This window comes from Lelliottia sp. EB106-05-01-XG201, assembly GCF_058791735.1.
This window is the reverse complement of record NZ_JBYTDV010000001.1, coordinates 4,562,494-4,579,358: the sequence shown is the minus strand read 5'-3', so window position 1 is coordinate 4,579,358 and position 16,865 is coordinate 4,562,494. Positions and strand designations below refer to the sequence as shown.

Below are 16,865 nucleotides of genomic sequence, written 5' to 3'. Positions count from 1 at the left end.
TAATTTATTGATTCTATTTATATTTTAATGTCTTTGCTTGGTTTTGTGAATGTAATTTCAGGACCGTGATTGAAGACAAACCAAAAGGAATTGGTTATGAGTGGAAAACCCGCAGCGCGTCAGGGCGATATGACTGCAATTGGCGGCCCGATTGTACAGGGCTCTCCTGGCGTTATGATTGGCGCGCCGACCGGCGTGGCCTGTTCGGTATGTCCTGGGGGACACACTTCAGGCAACCCTGTGAATCCGCTGCTGGGGGCTAAAGTCCAGCCTGGCGAAACAGATTTCGCCCTGCCAGGCCCGCTGCCGTTTATCCTTTCCCGCACCTACAGCAGCTATCAAACGAAAACGCCCGCCCCCGTTGGGATGTTTGGTCCAGGCTGGAAGGCTTCCACTGATATTCATCTGCAACTGCGCGACAGCGAACTGATCCTCAATGACAGTGGCGGGCGAAGTATTCACTTTGACCTGTTGCTGCCTGGTGAAATCGCGTTCAGCCAAAGCGAGTCCTTCTGGCTGGCGCGTGGCGGGGTGTTAAAACAGCATGAGAGCCACCCGTTGCACCGTCTGTGGCAGTCACTCCCTGAAGATATCCGTCTGAGTCCGCACCATTATTTCGCCACTAACCATCCGTACGGGCCATGGTGGATCCTGGGCTGGTCAGAGCGAGTACCTCAGGAGAATGAAGCTCTCCCCGCACCTTTACCGCCATATCGTGTCCTGACGGGCCTGGTGGATAACCCCGGACGCAGGCTGGCGTTTCACCGCGCGGCTGGCGGAGAGATTGTCGGTGTGACCGACGGCGCAGGCCGGCGTTTCGGGCTGAAATACAGCCGCTTAGATGATGTTCCCCAGACGCGATACGGTGTGGACAGCGGGCTACGCCTGACTGAAGTGTGGTTGACTGGCGATCCGGAATACCCGGACAGGTTGCCGGGCGCACCGCTGGCGCGTTATCAGTATTCCAGTCGTGGGGAGCTGCTGGCGGTCTTTGATCGTAGCGGTACGCAAACGCGCTATTTCACCTACGACGATAACGTCCCGGGCCGGATGGTCGCGCATCATTACGCCGGTCGCCCCGAAATTCGCTATCGCTATGATGCGGCAGGGCGGGTGACAGAACAGCTCAATCCGGCAGGACTCAGTTATGAGTACGTTTATGAAAAAAATCAGGTCTCGATTACCGACAGCCTGAACCGCCGCGAAGTGCTCCACACGGAAGGCGAAAATGGCCTGAAACGGGTCGTCAAAAGCGTCGCTGCCGACGGCAGTATCACCCGCCGTAAATTTGATCATTACGGGCGCATGGTGGCACAAACCGACGCCGTGGGTCGAAAAACAACGTACAGGATTAACCCTGCCTCCGGGCTTGTGAATGCCAGCGTGACGCCGGATGGCAGGGTGACAGAATTTTATTACAACGCTCAGCGCCAGCTTATCAGCACGGTGTGGCCGGACGGGCTTAACAGCCGTCGGGAATATGATGAATCGGGCAGGCTGACGGCCGAAACCTCCCGCGCTGGCGACACCATGAAGTATGTCTATGCGGACCCGCACAGCGACTTCCCCACCACACGTGAAGATGCCACCGGCAGTCAACAGCAGATGACCTGGAGCCGCTATGGTCAGTTGCTGACCTTCACCGACTGCTCAGGATTCGAAACCCGGCATGAATACGACCGGTTCGGGCAGCTTACTGCCCTCCACATGGAAGAGGGTTTGAGCCAGTACAGGGAATTCGATGTGCGTGGCAGACTGCTCAGTCAGACGGATCCCGCAGGCCATCAGTCTCATTACGAATACAACGTCGCGGGTGACCTGACAGGCGTCATTGCACCGGATGGAACCCGCAGTACGACAGAGTTTGATGCCGCCGGACGCCCTGTTTCCGCCAGCTCTGGCAGTCTGACCCGCCGGATGGAATATGATGCTGCTGGCCGCATCGCGCAACTGACCAACGAAAACGGCAGCCATACGACATTTACCTATGATTTGCTGGACAGGTTGTCACAGGAGATCGGCTTCGACGGGCGTACTCGCCGTTATCATTATGACCCGCTAAGCAAGCTGACGCAGAGCGAAGATGAAGGCCTGGTCACCCTCTGGCATTACGATGACGCCGACCGCCTGACGCATCGCACCGTCAATGATACTCCCGCTGAGCAGTGGCAGTACGATGAACGTGGATGGCTTACCGGTATCAGCCATCTCAGTGAAGAGCACCGCGTTGCTGTCCATTATACGCATGACAGCCAGGGGCGCCGCACTGGCGAACGCCAGACGGTACACGATCCTGATACCAGTGAGCTGTTATGGCAGCACGAAACCCAATACGACTGGAATGCTCGTGGGCAACAGAATCGGTTTACACCTGACGGTCTGGCTCAGGTGGAATGGCTGACCTATGGCAGCGGCCATTTAGCAGGCCTAAAGTTGGGCAATCGACCACTCATTGATTTCACCCGCGACCGTCTGCACCGGGAAATACAGCGTACTTCTGGTGCTTATGAGCTGGATACTGGCTACGCACCGGGCGGCCAGCTCAAAAGTCATCATCTGAATAACCCCCTTCTGAATAGAGATTATGGCTGGAATGATAACGGGCAGCTTATCCACATCAGTGGGGCGAACCAGCAACGGAGCTACCAGTACAGCAGCACTGGTCGTCTGACAGGGGTCAATATCACCTCTGCAGATCTTAACATCAGCATACCTTATGTCTTTGATCCAGCGGGTAACCGGATGACCCGTCAGGAGCTGAATCCTGACGACAGCCTCACTGCATGGCCGGACAATCGTATCGCGAAGAATGCACATTATCTTTACGACTATGATAATTACGGCAGCCTCATCCGGCAGGAAATTAATTTACCACCCGGTGCCGCGCACATGAGTGGCGAGCTGATTCGGCATTATCGTTATGACCTTCAGCACCGGCTTGTCGCCCACGTCTGTGAGCAGATCTGGAACCACAGAGTCATTTCCGAAAGCCGCTACTTCTACGATCCGCTCGGCAGGCGGATAGGGAAAAAAGTGTGGAAGACCAACAGGTATGGCGAGGGCGACAGTGAGCTTATCGTGCAAAACCCGCTCCCCGAAGTGACCTGGTACGGCTGGGATGGCGACAGGCTGGTCACGACACAAACAGAAAGCAAACGCGTCCAGACGGTGTACCTTCCGGGAAGTTTTACGCCACTGGTACGTATCGAAACAGAAAACAGCGAACTGGCGCATACCGCTCGTCGCAGCCTGGCGGAAAAACTGCAGCAGGACGGGAATGTCGTCTATCCGGCTGAGCTGATTTCACGACTCGACAAGCTTGAGGGTGAACTGCAGCAAAATACGGTCAGTGATGAAAATCGTCAGTGGCTGGCAGGTTGCGGTTTGACCGTGGAGCAAATGGCAAACCAGATGGACCCCTTCTATGAGCCGGAGCGGAAAATCCACCTGTATCACTGTGACCATCGCGGACTGCCACTGGCGCTAATGAATGAAGATGGCACCACAGCCTGGCGCGCAGATTATGACGAATGGGGTAATCAACTGAACGAAGATAACCCGGAAAACCTGCAACAACTCATTCGCCTGCCAGGACAGCAATACGATGAAGAAACGGGGCTGCATTATAACCGGTATCGTTATTACGATCCGCGGCAGGGGCGGTATATCACTCAGGATCCGATTGGGTTGCGGGGGGGATGGAATTTATATGGGTATCCGTTAGATCCCCTTTCTGGGATTGATCCATTAGGTCTGGATTTAACGCCTGCCCAGAAAAACTCAATTGAAACAGCTGCGGAAGATTGGGTAAATTCTAATGTGCCTTATGTATATGGTGGAGCGACAAAATCAGGTGCAGATTGTTCAGGGGCTGTTTCATCTATATTTAAACAGGCTGGTATTAATATAGGTCGAATGACAAGTGGTCAATTCGCGCATAATTCTAATTTCTCACGCGTAGAAGGTATGCCAACTTTAGGAGATGTCGGTGTTTATCCTGGGCACGTTGTTATTTATGGAGGTGATGCAACGGGTGTAAAAGGGAGAGATATATGGAGTGCTTCACATACGGGAGGACCAGCATTCAGAGCGAGTGATAAAAATTGGTTTGGAACACCTACATGGTACAGATATTCTGCAGGTGGAGGTGGAGGTGGAGGTGGAGGTGGAGGTGGAGGTGGAGGTGGAGGTGCAGGTGCAGGTGCAGGTGCAGGTGCAGGTGCAGGAAATATAACTCCTGGCGGTCAGTGTGGAATGGGAAAGGAAGTTGGAACTGAAATGTATGTAAATGGAAAATGCCAAGAGCTTTTTTAACGTATCGATATGAAATTTTGGTGAGGTAAAATGAAGTATAATAATTGTAGGCTAAATATTTTTAAAGGCGTCTTTTTATTCTTGATTCTTTGCGCTAATTCATCTGCACAATCTCTATGTAAGGGTATGGTTACTGAGTTGAATGTGTCAGAAAAAATAACATTGGGGAATAATGTTAAAAGGCAACTAAAAGTAGATGGGGTCAATGTTATAAAATTCTTCAAAGATAAGGGGAGTTCGATAGCTTATATAGAAACTTTCGACGCTGATGAGGTTTTTTTATTTTATTCCGGTGATGAACTTAAAGGTGACTATATCTCAATGTGGAGTGGTGCAGCTGGTATCTCAGAGCAAAAGACTATAGAGGAATGGGCCCGGAAAAATGTACCTGGTATTCCCTATGAATTAGCGAAGTGTTTTTCATGGTATGCCATTTATAGGAAGGCTGAATAAATTTTCTGATTTTTTAGAACCAAAAAAGATTGATGATTTATTGAGGGGTAATATCAAAGTATAGATAATATTTTTGAGTATTTTTGCTGGAGCAGGGGTGAGCAGCAGCGATGCTGAAAAACATCCTCACCCACAGCATAACTTCACCCCATGATCCTCAGGCATGCCTCGCCGACGCCAATAACGCCCCCACCAGCATAAACAGCGACCCAAACACTTTATTCAACGCCTTCATCTGCTTAGGACCCTTAATCCACGCCGCAATCCGCTGCGCCAGCGTCGCGTAACCAATCATCACGATGATATCGACAATAATGGTCGTCGCACCCAGCACCACGTACTGCATCACCTGGGGCTGATGCGGGACGATAAACTGCGGGAAGAGGGCGGCGAGAAACACGATGCTTTTCGGGTTGGTCAGGTTCACAAACACCGCGCGCTTGAACAGACGACCGCGTGTCTGCGTGTGGGCGAGGGTATTCAGGTCGATTGAGCCCGCCGCGCGCCACTGCTGGATGCCCAGCCAAATCAGATAGGCCGCGCCCGCCCATTTCAGCACTTCAAACGCCAGCACCGAACGCGAGAACAAAGTCCCAAGGCCAATCCCGACCAGCACGATATGAATCCCCAGCCCGGTCTGCAGTCCGGCAATGGACGCAGCCGCGCCGCGATAGCCGTGGTTAATGGACGTGGTCATGGTATTGATCGCGCCGGAGCCTGGGGAAAGGCTCAGGATGATGGATGTCAGCAGGTAAGCGAACCACCACTCGAAGGTCATTTGAAACTCCCGAATCGTCTATTTTTATGCCACAATACGCTATTGTCGCGTCGTTGTGCGATGCGTCCTGAAAAAACGATATTCCTTGGCTTACAGGGGTGGAAACCCGATGTTTCAGCAGAAAAAGGACTGGGAAACACGCGAGAACGCATTTGCTGCTTTCTCCATGGGGCCGCTGACCGATTTCTGGCGTCAGCGCGAAGAGGCCGAAATTACCGGCGTGGATAATGTTCCGGTGCGCTTTGTGCGTTTTCGGGATGTCAAAAACGACCGCGTGATCGTCGTCTGTCCCGGTCGAATCGAAAGTTACGTCAAATACGCTGAACTGGCTTACGACCTTTTCCATCTGGGTTTTGATGTACTGATTATCGACCATCGTGGGCAAGGGCGCTCCGGGCGGTTGTTATCGGACACGCACCGCGGGCATGTGGTGAATTTCAGCGATTATGTCGACGATCTCGCTGCGTTCTGGGAGCAGGAAGTGCAGCCGGGTCCGTGGCGCAAACGCTATATTCTGGCGCACTCGATGGGTGGGGCGATTGCGACGCTGTTTTTACAACGTCACCCGCATCAGTGCGATGCCATTGCGCTCACCGCCCCGATGTTTGGCATCGTGATGCGCTTCCCGGACTGGATGGTACGCCATATTCTCGACTGGGCTGAGGGCCATCAGCGCATTCGTGAAGGCTACGCGATCGGCACCGGTCGCTGGCGCGCGCTGCCGTTCGCCATGAACGTGCTGACGCACAGCCGACAGCGCTATCGCCGCAACCTGCGCTTTTACGCCGATGAGCCGCGTCTGCGCGTCGGTGGGCCAACGTACCACTGGGTGCGTGAGGGCATTCGCGCGGGTGAATCAGCGCTCGCGGGTGTCAATAAAGATGCGACGCCGACGCTTCTGATTCAGGCCGAAGAAGAGCGTGTGGTGGATAACCGCATGCACGACCGTTTTTGTGAATTGCGCGCCGCCGCCGGACATCCCTGTGAAGGGGAAAAACCGCTGGTCATAAAGGGCGCGTACCATGAGATCCTTTTTGAAAAGGACACCATGCGCTCAGTCGCGCTCAACGCCATCGTCGAGTTTTTCGACAGGCATAACTGATTTCCTATTGAGGTTAAATTTTCCTATGTACCAGGTTGTCGCATCTGATTTAGATGGCACGCTGCTTTCCCCCGATCACACCCTGTCGCCTTACGCGAAAGAAACCTTAAAACTCCTGACTGCTCGTGGCGTGAACTTCGTTTTCGCGACGGGCCGCCACCACGTGGATGTGGGGCAGATCCGCGATAATCTGGACATCAAAGCGTACATGATCACCTCCAACGGTGCGCGCGTACACGACACCGACGGCAACCTGATCTTCACCCATAACCTCGACCGCGACATCGCCGCCGACCTGTTTGGCGTGGTGCACAGCAACCCGAAGATCGTCACTAACGTCTACCGCAACGACGACTGGTTTATGAACCGTCATCGCCCGGATGAGATGCGTTTCTTCAAGGAAGCGGTGTTCAACTACACCCTGTACGAGCCAGGTTTGCTTGAGCCAGAAGGGATCAGCAAAGTGTTCTTCACCTGCGAAAGCCACGAAGAGCTGCTCCCGCTGGAGCAGGCGATTAACGCGCGCTGGGGCGATCGCGTCAACGTCAGCTTTTCCACTCTGACCTGTCTGGAAGTGATGGCAGGCGGCGTGTCGAAAGGCCACGCGCTGGAAGCGGTCGCGAAACGCATGGGCTACGAGCTGAAAGATTGCATCGCCTTTGGCGACGGCATGAACGACGCGGAAATGCTGTCGATGGCCGGGAAAGGCTGCATCATGGAAAATGCGCACCAGCGTCTGAAAGACATGCATCCTGAGCTGGAAGTGATCGGCACCAACGCCGACAACGCCGTGCCGAACTACCTGCGCAAGCTGTTCCTTGAATAATCTTCATTTGATTGTTTATTGCTCAGTTGTCAACTGAAGAGTTCGCTACAATGCCAGTCCTTCTTTCTGAGAGACATGCATTGTGGCGCTACTCATTATCACCACTATTCTGTGGGCCTTCTCGTTCAGCCTGATCGGTGAATACCTTGCCGGACACGTCGACAGCTACTTCTCGGTGCTGATGCGAGTCGGGCTGGCGGCGCTGGTGTTCCTGCCGTTCCTGCGCCTGCGCGGGCAGACGCTCAAAACCATTCTGCTGTACATGCTGGTGGGCGCGATGCAGCTCGGCGTCATGTACCTGTTCAGCTTCCGCGCGTATGTCTATCTGTCGGTCTCGGAGTTTCTGCTTTTCACAGTGCTGACGCCGCTCTATATCACCCTGATTTATGACCTGCTGAGCAAACGCCGCCTGCGCTGGGGCTACGTGCTGAGCGCGCTGCTGGCGGTGGCCGGTGCGGCGATTATTCGCTACGACAAAGTGAGCGATCACTTCTGGACCGGCCTGATGTTTGTCCAGCTGGCGAACATCAGCTTTGCGATTGGGATGGTGGGCTACAAACGCCTGATGGAGATCCACCCGATGCCGCAGCACAACGCCTTCGCCTGGTTCTACATGGGGGCATTCATCGTCGCGGTGGTGGCGTGGTTTATGCTCGGCAATCCGCAAAAACTGCCGACCACCACGCTGCAGTGGAGCGTGCTTGTCTGGCTGGGCGTGGTCGCATCAGGGCTGGGCTATTTTATGTGGAACTACGGAGCCACGCAGGTGGACGCCGGGACGTTGGGCATCATGAACAACGTTCACGTGCCCGCAGGGCTGCTGGTGAACCTGGCGATCTGGCAGGAACAACCGCACTGGCCAAGCTTTATTATTGGGGGGACGGTGATCCTGGCTTCGCTATGGGTGCATCGCCATTGGGTCGCTCCGCGCTCCGAACAAACGGCAGGTGGTCGCAAGCGTGATTCCGCGCTGAGCGAATAAAGGCCTCCGTCACCGGCTGACGCTGCTCGCCATCGCGCACGGCGGCGTACAGTCGGCTCCACAGTCCCTCGCCCAGGGTTTTGGTCACCACCAGACCCTGGCGTTCAAAACTCTCCACTACCCAGTGCGGCAGCGCCGCGATCCCCATTTTCGCCGCCACCATCTGAATCAACAGCAGGGTGTTATCGACGCTTTTCAGGTTCGGGCTGATGCCTGCCGGTTGCAGGAAATGGCGCCAGATATCCAGACGACTGCGCTGCACCGGATAGATCAGCAGGGTTTCGGTCGCCAGATCTTCCGGCGTCACGCGGGTTTTCAGCGCTAAGGGATGATCCGGGGCCAGCACCAGGCGCACCTCATAATCAAACATCGGCGAATAGTGCAGACCGCTGCGCGGCAGAATATCGGAGGTCAGGACCAGATCCAGCTCGCCCTGCTGGAGAGACGGCTGCGGGTCAAAGGTCACGCCCGATTTGAAGTCCATCTCCACCTGCGGCCAATTCGCGCGGAAATTCTCCAGCGCGGGCGTCAGCCACTGAATACAGCTGTGACACTCGATGGCGATGCGCAGCCGCGTCTGCTGCGGTTCATTGCAGGATTGCAGCGCGCTGGCGATCTGCGGCAGCACCTGATTCGCCAGCTGCAGCAAAATCTCGCCCTGCGGCGTAAAGCGCAGCGGCTGGCTCTTACGCACGAACAGACGGAAGCCAAGGCGTTGTTCCAGATCGCTGAACTGGTGTGACAGGGCGGATTGTGTTTGATGCAGCGTGGCCGCAGCCGCTGCGAGCGAACCGCAGTTCCGCAACGCTTGTAGCGTTTTCAGGTGTTTTATCTCGATCATGAAAGTCCTTCACTTCGCCATGAACATTTTGCGCTTGAGGAATATACAGTACCTGCCAATTATAGATGTGTAAACATCTGGACGGCTAAATAACGAATTCCATAAGAGGCAGCGACATGACAATTATTAACCACACCCTCGGTTTCCCTCGCGTTGGCCTGCGCCGCGAGCTGAAAAAAGCACAAGAAAGCTACTGGGCGGGCAACGCCACGCGTGACGAACTGCTGGCGGTGGGGCGTGAACTGCGCGCTCGCCACTGGGATCAGCAAAAACAGGCGGGCGTAGATCTGCTGCCGGTGGGCGATTTCGCCTGGTACGACCATGTTCTGACCACCAGCCTGCTGCTCGGCAACGTGCCGGCTCGTCATCAGAACAACGATGGATCGGTAGATATCGACACCCTGTTCCGTCTGGGCCGTGGCCGCGCACCGACCGGTGAGCCCGCCGCCGCCGCGGAAATGACCAAATGGTTCAACACCAACTACCACTACATGGTGCCGGAGTTCGTGAAGGGCCAGCAGTTCAAACTGACCTGGACCCAGATCCTGGATGAAGTCGACGAAGCCCTGGCGCTGGGCCACAAAATCAAACCTGTGCTGCTCGGCCCGGTGACCTACCTGTGGCTGGGCAAAGTGAAAGGCGAGCAGTTTGACCGCCTGAGCCTGCTGAACGACATCCTGCCGGTCTACCAGCAGGTGCTGGCTGAGCTGGCAAAACGCGGCGTCGAGTGGGTGCAAATCGACGAACCGGCGCTGGTGCTGGAGCTGCCGCAGGAGTGGCTGGATGCCTTCAAACCGGCGTACGACGCGCTGGCAGGCCAGGTCAAACTTCTGCTGACCACCTATTTCGAAGGCGTCACGCCGAACCTCGACACCATCACCGCGCTGCCGGTGCAGGGCCTGCATGTGGACCTGGTTCACGGCAAAGATGACGTGGCGGAAATTCACCAGCGTCTGCCGTCTGACTGGCTGCTCTCTGCCGGTCTGGTGAACGGTCGTAACGTCTGGCGCGCCGATCTCACCGAGAAATACGCGCAGATTAAAGACATCGTCGGGAAACGTGATCTGTGGGTGGCGTCATCTTGCTCCCTGCTGCACAGCCCGATCGACCTTAGCGTTGAAACGCGTCTGGATGCGGAAGTGAAGAGCTGGTTTGCCTTCGCCCTGCAGAAATGTGAAGAGCTGGCCCTGCTGCGCGATGCGCTGAACAGCGGCGACACGGCGGCGATTACCGAATGGAGCGCTCCGATTCAGGCGCGTCGTCACTCGACTCGCGTTCATAATGCGGCGGTGGAAAAACGTCTGGCGGCGATCACCGCCAAAGACAGCCAGCGTGAAAATGCCTACGAAGTGCGTGCTGAAGCTCAGCGTGCGCGCTTTAATCTGCCGGCCTGGCCGACGACGACTATCGGCTCCTTCCCGCAGACCACTGAAATCCGCGGCCTGCGCCTGGACTTCAAAAAAGGCAATCTGGACGCCAACAACTACCGCACCGGCATCGCGGAACACATCAAGCAGGCGATTGTTGAGCAGGAGCGTCTGGGTCTGGACGTGCTGGTCCACGGCGAAGCCGAGCGTAACGACATGGTCGAGTATTTCGGCGAGCACCTGGACGGATTCGTCTTCACCCAGAACGGCTGGGTGCAGAGCTACGGCTCCCGCTGCGTGAAACCACCGGTCGTCATCGGCGACGTGAGCCGCCCGGAAGCGATCACCGTTGAGTGGGCGAAGTACGCTCAGTCTCTGACCGACAAACCGGTGAAAGGCATGCTGACGGGTCCGGTGACCATTCTCTGCTGGTCCTTCCCGCGCGAAGACGTGACCCGCGAAACCATCGCCAAGCAGATTGCTCTGGCGCTGCGCGATGAAGTGGCGGATCTGGAAGCGGCCGGGATTGGCATCATCCAGATTGACGAACCGGCGCTGCGCGAAGGTCTCCCGCTGCGTCGCAGCGACTGGGCGGCGTACCTGGAGTGGGGCGTGGAAGCCTTCCGCATCAACGCGGCGGTGGCAAAGAACGACACACAGATCCACACCCACATGTGTTACTGCGAATTTAACGACATCATGGACTCCATCGCCGCGCTGGATGCGGACGTGATCACCATCGAAACCTCGCGTTCCGATATGGAGCTGCTGGAGTCGTTCGAAGAGTTCGACTACCCGAACGAAATCGGGCCGGGCGTGTACGACATTCACTCCCCGAACGTGCCAAGTGTGGAGTGGATTGAGGCCCTGCTGCAGAAAGCCGCCCAGCGCATTCCGGCGGAGCGTCTGTGGGTCAACCCGGACTGCGGCCTGAAAACTCGCGGCTGGCCAGAAACTCGCGCCGCGCTGGCGAACATGGTGAAAGCTGCGCAGAACCTGCGTCAGGCGTAATGTGAAATGGCCGGGCAACCGCCCGGCCTAAGAATGGCCTTCCATTAGGCGGCTGATGTGAATGCTCAACCACGTCAGCTCGTCTTTTGGCAGCGTATGCTGATATTTATCCTGTACGTAATCGCGAATCACCCAGGCGACGGTCATTGCGTCCGGGCGATGGCGCATCAATTCCTCATAGAAATCCTCGGTCTCGCTGACCACAATTTTTCCGGTTAATACTCGCTCGGCAAAATAGCGCAAATGCGTGATAAAACGCCGGTAGTTAACCGACTCCGTATCAATCGTTTTGCTCAGTTTGTAGCGCACGATTTCAGCGATGCGGTTGACCAGTTCGACCTGCTGATGTGCGGAATTATCATCATCCTGACTGCTGGCGTTAATCAGATGAAACGCGATGTTAACCGCTTCATCCTCCGGCAGTTCAACGTCAAAGCGCTCATTCACTTTTGCCCGCGCCTGCATCCCGACGCTGTGTTCCTGCGGGTAGTAGCGTTTCACTTCCCAGCTCAGTTTATTCAGAATCAGCTGTCCGTTGCGGCAGCGTTCCACGGCAAAATGCAGATGCTCGGCGAGAGTAAACAGCAAGACGGAATTCATTTTTTCAGCGCACTGGCTGCGAGCGAGGGTCAGAATCTCATGGCTAATCTCAAAGAGTGCCGCAGGAATGGTATCCGTCAGTGATAAAAAATGGCGTGATTTCAGGTCACTGAGCGGCAGAAAAACTTTCTCTACCTGCGCCAGATCGATGTGCGTGCCAGGTTTGGCTCCGAAACCAATCCCTTTGCCAAACAGGATCATTTCCCGCTGGTCGTTATCAACCAGCAGCATACTGTTATTCAGCGATTTCTTTATCGTAATCACGGTTATTCCTGCGGCCTGGCCGTTTAGCTCATGTCAGCGCCATTGCTGGCAATCACTCTCTGGTACCACCAGAAGGAGTCTTTTTTCAGGCGCTTTAAGGTACCGTTGCCTTCATCATCCTGGTCGACATAAATAAAGCCGTAGCGCTTGGACATCTGCGAGGTACCCGCGCTGATAATGTCGATACAACCCCAGGTGGTGAATCCCATCACATCTACCCCTTCGTTAATAGCTGCCAAAGTTTGCTCGAAGTGGGCGCGGAAATAGTCGATGCGATAGCTGTCGTGGATTTTCCCTTCTTCAACGATATCTTTTGCGCCCAGTCCATTCTCGACAATAAACAATGGCTTCTGGTAGCGATCGTAAAGTTCGAGCAGGGAAATTTTGAGCCCAATGGGGTCAATCTGCCATCCCCATTCGGATGCCGGCAAATACGGGTTTTTCACACCCAGAATAGTGTTGCCTGCGGTGCGCTCGACGTCCGCCTGCGTTGATTCAGTGAGCGACATGTAATAGCTAAAGGAGACGAAATCGACGGTATTTTCTTTGAGGATGCGTTGATCGTCTGCCTGCATCTCAATCTGAATATCGCGGCTGGCGAGATCGCGCAGGATCAGCGGTGGATATTCGCCAAACACCTGCACATCGGCATAGAAATAGTTTTCGAGATTCTTTTTCAGCGTGGCCTCTACGTCTTGCGGGCGACAGCTGTGCGGATAGGTCGTAAGTTTGGTGAGCATACACCCAACCTGGCTGCCTGGAATTTTGGCGTGGCAGTCGCGAGTCACCAGCGCAGACGCAACGAACTGGTGGTGCAGCCCCTGATAAATATCCTGCTTGGCTTTCCCTGGTGCACTTTTCTCTTCACGAATCCCGGCGGTAGTAAATGGATGGCGATGAATACTGTCGATCTCGTTAAACGTGAGCCAGTAGCGCACCAAATCTTTATAGCGATCGAAGCAGACATTGCTGAAGCGCACGAAAGCGTCAACTACGTTGCGATTCACCCAGCCGTTATACTTTTCGCTTAGCGCCAGTGGCATTTCGTAATGTGAAAGCGTCACGAGCGGCTCAATATTGTGGCGGCGCAGTTCGCGGAACATCTCTTCGTAAAACTGCAGGCCAGCTTCATTTGGAGCGGCGTCTTCACCGGTCGGGAAAATACGCGACCAGGCGATAGATACGCGTAAAACCTTAAAGCCCATCTCGGCAAACAGGGCGATATCGTCTTTGTAGTGGTGGTAAAAATCTATGCCACGCCGCTTCGGGTACAACGCATCGTTACGGCCTTCAAACGCATCGCGAATGTTGTCATCAGTTAGCGCCATGTGGGCGTCATAGTCTTTCAGCGATAGATTGGGCTTCCAGGTGATGGCGTCAGCAACTGACGGTCCTTTGCCGTCAACGTTCCATGCCCCTTCAGCCTGATTAGCGGCAATCGCGCCGCCCCATAAAAAACCTTGCGGAAATGGGAGGGATTTATCCATTACACGGACTCCTTAAGCGTCATGATGATATGAGGGTGAGTGTCTTTATTGTCGTTACTGCCTGGTGTCAGCGAGAATCTTTCGCCATTTGTCACCACCATCACCACTACGGGATCCAGTCCGGCGGCGGTGATGGTGTCGAGAGAAAATTCAATCAGTACGTCGCCTTCTTTCACCTGCTGACCTTCTTTCACACGCGGGTGGAATCCTTCGCCCTGCAGCCTGATGGTGTCGATGCCGATGTGAAAAATCAGTTCAACACCCGCATCGGTCAACAGACTCAATGCGTGACCACTTTCAAACACGTTAACCACTGTGCCGTCCGCGGGGGCGCGCAGAACGCCCTGAGAAGGGATGATAGCGATGCCATCTCCCATGATCTTGCGTGAGAAAACGTCGTCATTGACGTTCTCAAGGGGGATGATTTTCCCTTCTACGGGGCGGATAAAGGTGAGTGCGCTGGACTGCTCCGCGACGTTATCGCGCCATAAAAGCAGGGCGCTGAGGAAGGCGATGACAAAAGACAAGCCTGCACCGGCGAAGGCCCAGACGATGTTCATGGGATTATCAGGTGAAACAAACATGGAAATACTGGCAAGTCCTGGGCCGACCAGCGCAAAGGCTTCTATGGCCATCCAGCCAATAAACGCGCCGCCGACCAGGCTGCCCGCAATCACGCTGTAGAGTGCTTTTTTGTTCAGGAGCGTGACGCCATACAAGGCTGGTTCGGTAATACCAAATAGCGCTGAGATACCCGCTGAGAACGCGGTGGATTTCAGGACTTTATCTTTGCTCTTAAACGCAATCGCCAGACATGCCCCGGATTCGGCGATGTTATGCGCCAGCGATGCGGGTAAATAGAGCATTTCGCGACCAAACTGACTCATCGATGCCACTGCATAAGGCAGCATGGGTTTATGCATCCCGGCGGCGACCATAAAGGGCAGCGCGGCTGCGAGCAAACCCGTCGCCACAAATCCCAGCTTGCTATACAGCCATAAGATCACGGTGGCCAGCCCGGCGCCAAGTTCATATCCTAACGGCCCGAGAATCAACAAAGTGACCGGTACGGTGACCAGAAGCGAGAGCATCGGTGAGAGGAAAATACGTAGTGCGCCTGGAGAATAGCGGTTGAACAATTTCTCGGTCTGAGCGTAAAACAGCACGCATAGAATGGCCGGGAAGACCTGAGAGGCATACGCCACATTGCGCAGATCGAACGACATAAACTCTGCGCCATCAGCGAGTTGCTTAGTCATCGCCGGTAACACCATCACTGCAACGGCCGAGACAGCAACCAGTACGTTCACTTTTAGCTTCGTCGCGGTGGTAATTGCGACCAGAATCGGGAGGAAATAGAGCGGGGCAGAACCGATGTTATCCAGCACTTTGTAGGTGGAGCTGTCGCGACTAAGCCAGCCGAGCACGTCGAGCAGCAACAGGAGCGATTTGAGTACCCCACCGCCCGCGATGGCGGGTACCAGTGGCTGAAACACGCTAATGACAAAGTCGATAATTTGCGCGCCACGGTTAGGTTTTGCGGTCTGAGCTGGTGCATTTGCCTGTGGCGAACCGACAAGTGAGCGCGCCGCTTCATAAACCTGAACCACCTCATGGCCGATGATCACCTGGCACTGCACGTTAACACGCACGCCCAGCACACCGTCAATTTTCGCCAGTTCGATCTTGTTCACTTTGCTGTTGTCGTACAGACTCAACCGTAAACGGGTGGAGCAATGTTCAAGGTGTTCGATGTTTTCAGCGCCACCCACCTGGGCGATGATATCCAGTGCTGTCTGCAAGTGATTCATGTCTGGTCCCTGTCTCCAGAGCAAAAAAAAAGACCTGAAGCCCATTCCTCCTGAGAAGGAGAGATGGGCTTCAGGTCTTGCCTACGGATCGTAGTTACACGCCTGTGCTTTTATATCGACCAAAATCTGTTGAAAAGTCAAACAACCGCTGCGGGTGTTGCGTCAATGTGTGAGCGACTTAACTCTTTCTCGCGCCATACTGCCTGAACCACGCCAGCATTCTCTGCCAGCCGTCTTTGGCGGACTCTTCGTGATAGCTCGGGCGATAGTCGGCGTTAAAGGCGTGGCCCGCGTCGGGATAGACCACGATCTCGGCTTTCGCATTGGCGGCGCGGAGTGCCTGCCGCATGGTGTCCACGCTCTCCAGGGGGATCCCGGTATCCTGCCCGCCGTACAGCCCCAGCACCGGCGCGTTGAGATCGGTGGCGATATCCACCGGATGCTTCGGCGAATTCAGCGTTTTCTCACCGACCAGTTTGCCATACCAGGCCACGGCAGCTTTAAGCTGCGGATTGTGGGCGGCATACAGCCAGCTGATGCGCCCGCCCCAGCAAAAACCGGTGACCAGCAGACGATGCGGATCGCCGCCGTTGCGCGCGGCCCAGCTGGCGACGTGGTCCAGATCGGCCAGCACCTGCGCATCTGGCACTTTGCTGACCAGGTTGCTGAATAAGGTTGGGATATCGCTGTAGTCGTTGGGGTCGCCCTGGCGGAAATAGAGCTCTGATGCGACGGCCAGATAACCTTCCAGCGCCAGACGGCGGCAAATATCGCGAATATGTTCGTGAACGCCGAAAATCTCCTGCACCACAATCACGATCGGCAGCGGACCGTCCGCCTCTTTCGGGCGCGCGTGGTAGGCGGGCATGTTCTCACCCTGCGTGGGGATCGAGGTTTCGCCTGCGGAAATGGCTTCTTCTGAGGTGGAGACGATGGTCGCGGCGTGAGGGGCTGCAGCAGGTGCAAAATGGGTCTTTTGTGTCATGGTATTCTCCGTACCTGTTAGCGCAAAAGTAAATATAGACCTCA

At 55.2% G+C, this 16,865-nt stretch carries 11 protein-coding genes and 1 pseudogene; 6 read left to right on the top strand and 6 right to left on the bottom strand.

What is annotated here, in order from left to right; genetic code table 11:
- Positions 1–96: 96 nt before the first annotated feature.
- Both AC3WS9_RS21395 and AC3WS9_RS21390 read left to right on the top strand, forming a co-directional pair.
- A pseudogene (locus tag AC3WS9_RS21395) lies at positions 97–4,023 on the top strand (RHS repeat-associated core domain-containing protein); the annotation flags it as partial.
- Positions 4,024–4,344: 321 nt separating this feature from the next.
- On the top strand, positions 4,345–4,767 hold the full coding sequence (locus tag AC3WS9_RS21390; protein WP_492490220.1) for a hypothetical protein: 423 nt from the start codon (positions 4,345–4,347) through the stop codon (positions 4,765–4,767).
- A 157-nt stretch (positions 4,768–4,924) separates the two neighbouring features.
- Here the strand turns inward: AC3WS9_RS21390 and rhtB are convergent, their stop codons facing one another.
- Complete coding sequence (gene rhtB / locus AC3WS9_RS21385) at positions 4,925–5,545, bottom strand: homoserine/homoserine lactone efflux protein (protein ID WP_112012613.1); 621 nt, start codon at positions 5,543–5,545, stop codon at positions 4,925–4,927.
- Positions 5,546–5,654: 109 nt separating this feature from the next.
- Here rhtB and pldB point away from each other — a divergent pair, with 109 nt between their 5' ends.
- The 3 genes from pldB to AC3WS9_RS21370 all read left to right on the top strand — a co-directional run bounded on the left by pldB (position 5,655) and on the right by AC3WS9_RS21370 (position 8,455).
- Positions 5,655–6,647, top strand: coding sequence for a lysophospholipase L2 (gene pldB / locus AC3WS9_RS21380; RefSeq protein ID WP_095283874.1), 993 nt, complete (start codon positions 5,655–5,657; stop codon positions 6,645–6,647).
- 25 nt (positions 6,648–6,672) lie between these two features.
- Positions 6,673–7,473, top strand: a complete 801-nt coding sequence (gene yigL / locus AC3WS9_RS21375; protein ID WP_282493926.1) for a sugar/pyridoxal phosphate phosphatase YigL — start codon at positions 6,673–6,675, stop codon at positions 7,471–7,473.
- An 82-nt stretch (positions 7,474–7,555) separates the two neighbouring features.
- Complete coding sequence (locus tag AC3WS9_RS21370; protein ID WP_282493927.1) at positions 7,556–8,455, top strand: carboxylate/amino acid/amine transporter; 900 nt, start codon at positions 7,556–7,558, stop codon at positions 8,453–8,455.
- Here the strand turns inward: AC3WS9_RS21370 and metR are convergent.
- A complete protein-coding gene (metR, locus tag AC3WS9_RS21365) occupies positions 8,343–9,296 on the bottom strand; it encodes an HTH-type transcriptional regulator MetR (RefSeq protein WP_492490219.1) in 954 nt (317 codons plus the stop codon). The two genes, AC3WS9_RS21370 and metR, sit on opposite strands and share 113 nt — an antisense overlap.
- A 116-nt stretch (positions 9,297–9,412) precedes the next feature.
- On the opposite strand from metR, the gene metE reads away from it, so the two are divergent.
- Positions 9,413–11,674, top strand: coding sequence for a 5-methyltetrahydropteroyltriglutamate--homocysteine S-methyltransferase (metE, locus tag AC3WS9_RS21360; RefSeq protein WP_285148770.1), 2,262 nt, complete (start codon positions 9,413–9,415; stop codon positions 11,672–11,674).
- Between the two features lie 27 nt (positions 11,675–11,701).
- Here the strand turns inward: metE and AC3WS9_RS21355 are convergent, their stop codons facing one another.
- From AC3WS9_RS21355 to AC3WS9_RS21340, 4 genes are all read right to left on the bottom strand, one after another.
- Positions 11,702–12,538: a PRD domain-containing protein gene (locus AC3WS9_RS21355; protein ID WP_492490218.1), complete on the bottom strand. Its 837-nt coding sequence runs from the start codon at positions 12,536–12,538 to the stop codon at positions 11,702–11,704.
- A 23-nt stretch (positions 12,539–12,561) separates the two neighbouring features.
- On the bottom strand, positions 12,562–14,025 hold the full coding sequence (locus AC3WS9_RS21350; RefSeq protein ID WP_103950223.1) for a glycoside hydrolase family 1 protein: 1,464 nt from the start codon (positions 14,023–14,025) through the stop codon (positions 12,562–12,564).
- The gene (locus AC3WS9_RS21345; protein ID WP_492490217.1) at positions 14,025–15,836 is read right to left on the bottom strand and encodes a beta-glucoside-specific PTS transporter subunit IIABC; all 1,812 of its coding nucleotides are present in this window, start codon (positions 15,834–15,836) and stop codon (positions 14,025–14,027) included. The genes AC3WS9_RS21350 and AC3WS9_RS21345 overlap by 1 nt, the downstream gene beginning before the upstream one ends.
- Positions 15,837–16,014: 178 nt before the next feature.
- Entirely contained in the window at positions 16,015–16,821 is an 807-nt protein-coding gene (locus AC3WS9_RS21340; protein ID WP_492490216.1) for a dienelactone hydrolase family protein, read from the bottom strand.
- Between the last annotated feature and the right edge of the window lie 44 nt (positions 16,822–16,865).